This is a genomic window from Anaerolineae bacterium (assembly GCA_014360855.1).
Classification (GTDB): Bacteria; Chloroflexota; Anaerolineae; order JACIWP01; family JACIWP01; genus JACIWP01.
Window position 1 is genome coordinate 1 of record JACIWP010000199.1, and the last position, 5735, is coordinate 5735.

The 5735-nt window shown below is 60.4% G+C and carries 6 protein-coding genes; all 6 read right to left on the reverse strand.

The features are described 5' to 3' along the window. Nucleotides 1-464: glycosyltransferase (locus H5T60_10720; GenBank protein ID MBC7242904.1), on the reverse strand; the 464-nt coding region annotated here is incomplete at its 3' end. A gap of 86 nt (nucleotides 465-550) precedes the next feature. Next, nucleotides 551-1258 (reverse strand): hypothetical protein, encoded by a 708-nt coding sequence (locus H5T60_10725; protein MBC7242905.1) that lies wholly within the window; start codon nucleotides 1256-1258, stop codon nucleotides 551-553. Between the two features lie 114 nt (nucleotides 1259-1372). After that, on the reverse strand, nucleotides 1373-2785 hold the full coding sequence (locus H5T60_10730) for a phenylacetate--CoA ligase family protein (GenBank protein MBC7242906.1): 1413 nt from the start codon (nucleotides 2783-2785) through the stop codon (nucleotides 1373-1375). Then, nucleotides 2773-3813 (reverse strand): glycosyltransferase family 4 protein, encoded by a 1041-nt coding sequence (locus H5T60_10735; protein MBC7242907.1) that lies wholly within the window; start codon nucleotides 3811-3813, stop codon nucleotides 2773-2775. Before H5T60_10735 ends, H5T60_10730 begins: the two co-directional genes overlap by 13 nt. Further along, a complete protein-coding gene (locus H5T60_10740; protein ID MBC7242908.1) occupies nucleotides 3810-4895 on the reverse strand; it encodes a glycosyltransferase family 4 protein in 1086 nt (361 codons plus the stop codon). Before H5T60_10740 ends, H5T60_10735 begins: the two co-directional genes overlap by 4 nt. A gap of 264 nt (nucleotides 4896-5159) precedes the next feature. Beyond that, nucleotides 5160-5708, reverse strand: coding sequence for a glycosyltransferase (locus H5T60_10745; GenBank protein MBC7242909.1), 549 nt, complete (start codon nucleotides 5706-5708; stop codon nucleotides 5160-5162). Nucleotides 5709-5735: the final 27 nt, after the last annotated feature.

A 5735-nucleotide genomic window follows, 5' to 3' on the forward strand; every position in this document is an offset into this window, starting at 1 on the left:
ACGGTGTCCACAAAACCAGGAGTGGGCCGGCGCGTCCGAAAGGCCACATTGCCGATGCCGAAGGGGGAACTTTGCGCCACCGCGATAGCACGCGCCATGAAAGTCTCTGCGACGGTTTCGCACACCCCTCCCACGTTGTCCGCTTTCGTTTTTGAGAGGGTCTCGACACAGCGCTGGATATAGTCGCGGGCGATCTCGCAGTGTCCATCGACGCGCACGATCACTTCACCGCGCGCATGGCACAATCCTTTGTTCAGCGCCGCCGGCACGATGCGGGCGGGGTTATCCAGGAGCAGAACGCGGATGCCGCGGGGATTGTGCGCCATGGCCCGCACGATCTCCGGCGTGCCGTCCTCCGACATGCCGTCCACGACCAGCACCTCCATCCGCTCGGGGGGATAGTCCTGGGCCAGCACGGCGCCGAGACTGCGCGCGATATAGCCGGCCTCATTGCGCACCGGCATGATGACAGAAACAAGGGGGAGATTACCCGTTTCTTGCATGGCAATCCCTGCCGGAAGATGAAAGGGGAACCCGGACCACCCGGGGGCTACTGCGTTCCACTGGAGGAGTTGAGCCTCGCTTCCAGCTCGTCGGCATAGCGCTGAAAGATCAGAGAAGGGTCGGCGCGGTAATACTGGATGGCAGTGCGCAGGTCGCCGCGCCGCTCCATGATGGCGCCGACGCGCCGGCATCCGTTGCCGCCCAGCTCACACGAGCGGATGAACGCCTGCAGTGCCTGTTCCTCGCCGGCGGTATTCATCAGCACAAAACCGTAGCTCTGCCAGCGCATGGCGTCATAGGGATTGCGCTCCAATCCCTGGCGGTACGCCTCGGCGGCCAGCGCCGGCTCCTTTCGTTCCGCCAGGCGCGCCAGCCAGAACCAGGACTCGGCCTCCTCAGGCGCCAGCTTCACCGCCCGCTCGGCCCAGGAACGGTCTTCGGGGAAATATGCCTCCACCATCACCGCGCCGGCCGGCGCACAGTCCAGGAATGCCTGCCACTCGGCATCGCGACGGACCGCATCCCCCACGGCATGATAGGTCACGCCTTTCAGCCAGTGCGTCCAACAGGTGTCCTCATCGTCGAGGTATTCCATCGCCGTTTCGAGCGCCGGCCGGTCGCCGGCCAGCCCGCGCAGGAGGAGCAGGCCGGCAGTGTTCCTGTGAGCCGCCCTGGGCAGGATGCCGGTGGCCATGCCGGCGAGGAACAACAGCACGGCTATGCCGATGCCCGCGTAACGCAGAACCCGGTTCACGACGGCCGGCCCATACACTGCCGCGTCTCAGCCACCTTTGAGATCCCTAATGGAGCTTCCAAGAGAGATGGATCCACAGTACCACATGACGAAGTCACACGTTTATCGCTTGCTTCATACATCCGAATCGATTGGCATCCTTGAAATAATGACTCGAAACTTGCCGGCCCACGTCCGCTCAATAGAGTCGACGATCTCGACCTCTACCTGAACCTTGCCAACCCGTTCTTGCAAGGCTTGCCGCAACGCATCACCATTCTCTTTCGACCAACCCTCTGCCGGCACTACTTTGATCCGAAACTTGTCCAGCGATTCCTGAATGATCTGTGACTCCTTAATGTGGTATTCAGGAGCATAAATCGTATCAATCTGGACGATTTTTCTTCCATCCCTCGTCCTTATCACGTCATCATTCCTGCCAAGGACATTTCCTAACCGAGGCAAATACCGTCCACAAGCACAGGGTTCACCACCGCTCGATGCCAGGTTCATGACCATGTCCCCTACTTCATAGCGGATCAGCGGCATATCGAAATTCAATAGGCCCGTAGCAATCAGCCGGCCGATTTCGCCGGGGCGCACTGGTCGAGTTTCATCGTCAAGGATTTCTATATAACCCACCTCAGGCCATACGTGCATGTGGCCCGCCTCACATTCGCTAGCCGCGCATACTCGCTCCGCCTGCCCATATGTCTCACGCACAGGACATCCGAACACCAACTGAATCTTTTCCCGTTGAAACGGATAGAGGGGCTCCGCGTTGGCAAAGATCACCCGGAGTTTGGAAGGGATTGGGAAATTCCGATGGGTTTCCAGAACTTCGCCGGCGAGAAAGTATAGGCTACTCGGATACACAATGAGATGTGTCAATTGAAACCGTTGTAGCGCATGCAGATAAGCCTCTGTCGACCATGGGGCAACATGCAGTACAGAAAAGTACACCTGATTCAATCCATAATTCTCGACCCAGAAGGGGGGTGTTTTCTGCTCGAACGGCACCACCCTTTGGCCACCAAAAATCCCCCAACGTTCGTAGATGGTGACCCCATGCCAGCGGCGCAGGCGGGCTTCAAACAGGGCATACCATCGCTGAAGAGTTTCCCGGCTGAACCATAGGCTTAGTGGAGTGCCCGTGGTGCCGCTGGTATGGTCATGGTACATCCGCCGCGCGCTGCAGTCATCAGCCAGGAAGGCGCGCGGCTGGGCGCGCACCGCTTCCTTCCGCAGTATGGGCCAGTTCTCCAGATACTGCCATGCACCTCGCTCGCCGCGCCGCTCCCGCTCATCCCAATAAGCGCGGTAGTACGGCACCTGATGCCGCGCCCGATGGAGGAGGAGCGCCAGCCGCTCCTCCTGCCAGCTCTTCCATTGGGGGGAGGTCCATGTCTCGCGCTCCAGCGCCTCCTCCGCCAGGCGTTCGGTCTCGGGGCCGTAGCGCCACCAGCGCAGGTAGTACCCTTTAGCGCTAGCCGCCGCCACGCGGAGGGGATAGGGTAGGCGGTGGTAGAACCTTGTCAGGTCAGGCATGAGCAAATCTCCCCCAGAAGTTCCTCCCACTGAGGCAGTACGGCAGACCAATCGCACCCCTCGGCCTTGGCGCGGGCGTTGCGGGAGAGGCGCTCCGCCAGGTCCGGTTCTGTGAGCACCCGCCGCACTGCCGCGGCCATGGCCTCGGGGTCGGCCGGCGGGACCAGCAGGGCATCCCGCTCATGCTCCAACAGATAGGGAATGCCCCCCACATTCGTGCTCACAATGCACAGCCCACAGGCCATGGCCTCCATGACGCTCACCGGCGTGTTGTCCACATTCGTGGTGTTGATGAAGATATCCCCCTGATCGAGCCACAGCGGGACATCCTGTTTCGGAACCCCGCCCGGAAAGTCCACGTGCTCCCCCAACCCCAGCGCCTGGACGAGCTGGCGCGTGCGCTGGAAACTGCCATCCCCTTTATCCGGCCCGACCATCGTCAATCGGACATCCGGGAGCGGATAGCGCAGTAGGTCCACAACCCGCGGCGCCAGGGTAGGGTTGTATATCTCGTGGAACGCCCGCAGCCAGATCAGCTGTGGCGCCGGCCGGGCGCGCAGGCGGAAACGGTAGCGTTCCAGCTCCAGGGGGTTGGGCACGATGTGCAGATCCGATCGAAATTCGCGCATATGCTCGTACAGATAGGGCGAGGGCGTGGTGACCGCCGCGGCCGATCCGAGCAGGCGGCGCACGCGCCCTGGCCAGCGCCGGGCGAAGGCCGGCAGATTGCCCCCATGTAACGTCAGTACATAGGGCTTGCGCGCCCGCCGGAGGATCCCACAGACCGCCTCCGCCCAGAGGAACGCCGGCCCGCTGTAGACGTCCACCTGGGCGACGTCGTACTCATGCCGGCGGGTCCATGCGGTGTGCACCATGTCCAGGAGGCGGGGGATGCGGGCCGGCTGATGAGAGGTGGTGAGGACCTGCCAGCCGGCGGCGCGCAGACGTTCGGCCAGATCTTCGCACACGCCGCGGGTGCGGCCGGCGGCGGAGAGGAAATTGCCGATGAGCAGGACACGCCTGTTCATGCCACTATGACCCCGTCGACGGGCAGTTCGATCCCCCAGGCGTCACGAAACATATCCCGCACTGCCTGCAGATATGCCGAATAAGTGAACCGTTCCGCGGCCTTCAGGCCGGCACAGCTAGCAGACCGCCAGCGGTCAGGATGATTGACGAACTCAAGCACTGCGCGGACATATGCCTCCACGTCGTATGGCGGCAGGGCTAAGCCGGCGCCGGTATCGGCCAGGATTTGTGGGATGCTGGACACATTGCTGGCGATTGGCACCACTCCATAGGCCATGGCCTCGCTCAACACCTTCGGCCAGCCCTCCGACGCGTCAGAGGGGAAAATGATGAAATGTCCTCTCGAGTAGAATTCAGGCAATGTGGTCTTGGGAACCCAGCCGTGAAAGAATACCCTCTTCTCAATCTTCAATTCTTTCGCCAGGCGTTCGAACTCTGGCCGTTCGGGACCATCTCCCAGCATATGCAAGTGAAAGTCCAGCCCTCTCTCTTGCAGGCCGGCGGCGATCTGGAGGACGCGGCCGGCACCCTTGGCCTCTTCGATACGTCCCACAAAGAGCAACTGTAGGGGGGAATTCAGAACTTTGTCCCCTGCAGCATGCCGGCCCAGTTCGATATCCTCCCGAGTCAGCGAAGGATTCAGAAACGAATATACATGCCGGGGCTGACCTGGCCAGCGCCCGTTAACGGTGACGACGCCGCGGTGCAGTCCCTTGTTCAACCACCAGCGTTGAAAGGTGTAGGACCAGGATTCCCGGCCGTTTGGCCGCCAATTGCCGGCATATTTGACCCAGCGATAGCGCGGTCGGCGGACAAGGGCGAGGAGAATGATGGCGATCAGGCTGATATTGGCGGGACAGCGCACCTGCACCACATCCGCCTGGGGAAGTTCGCGCAAGATGGTCCGAATATAGCGCGGTGCTTTGCGCAGGATATCCAGCTTGGCCCCCAGTGTGTGACCGCCGGCGGGAGGAAGGGGGACGAAGCGAATGTTCGGGGCCTGGTACGGGAGAGCCGAGCTTGGCGCCGGCTCGGGATGCAGACATCCAATATGTGTTATGGAGACAAATAACTGTCCCAACGCATCAATCTCTTGGACGGTAGGCCCCCAGCCTACAAGTAGGCCATCACGTAAATAATGCGACATATTTGAGATGATCAGCAACTTCATCGCCGTCGTTCCATGCTCAGCAACTTGTCATACATCCTCATGCGCTTATAGTGCCTTACGTACTTTGTCGAGCTCGTGACCAAGGTGTCAATCTCTTTCATAGTAGGTTCCTAGCCCACCATATGGCCATCATCGGCAACCTAATAGGGCATATCCACATATACGTAAGGGGTCTCATAGAGTGCTCCCCTCTAAGGCCCGTTCGTATAGTTGATACCACTTGGGCATCACGTTGCGGATGTCAAAATAAGGCGCGGCCAGTTCCCGCGTCTTCATCCCGCGCTCTTTCCTTTCACCGGGGCTCAGAGCCAACAGACGCCTGAGGGCGCGGGCCAACTCATGCACATCCTGGGGAGGCACAAACTCCGGAATTCCAAGACGTGCCAGAGAATCCCCGATCAGTCCCACCTGCGTGGAGACAAAAGGTAACCCAGCTGCAGCATATTCCAGTAATACTAGAGGCCCCGACTCTGATCGCGAACTGAGCACTGCGAAGTCTGCGGCTTTCAGGAGTGTAGGCACATCCAGTCGGGGGCCCAGGAAGGTTATGCGTTCCTCTAGCCCCAGAGCGTACATCAGCCCCAAACACGTCTGGTAATATGCTAGATCACTAAAACCTCCAACGGCAAGCAGATGCCAAGAAAGGTCCTTGACCTGGGCAAGCGCATGCAAGAGCGAAACGTAATCCTTCTGTGGCCTCACATTGGCAATAATGATGCCCACTGGCGTACTATGCGCCGGACCCAAGAT

Excerpts from the sequence above, each read along its gene's own strand:
- H5T60_10730 (MBC7242906.1), bottom strand. The coding sequence starts at position 2,785 with ATGCCTGACCTGACAAGGTTCTACCACCGCCTACCCTATCCCCTCCGC.
- H5T60_10735 (MBC7242907.1), bottom strand. The coding sequence starts at position 3,813 with ATGAACAGGCGTGTCCTGCTCATCGGCAATTTCCTCTCCGCCGCCGGC.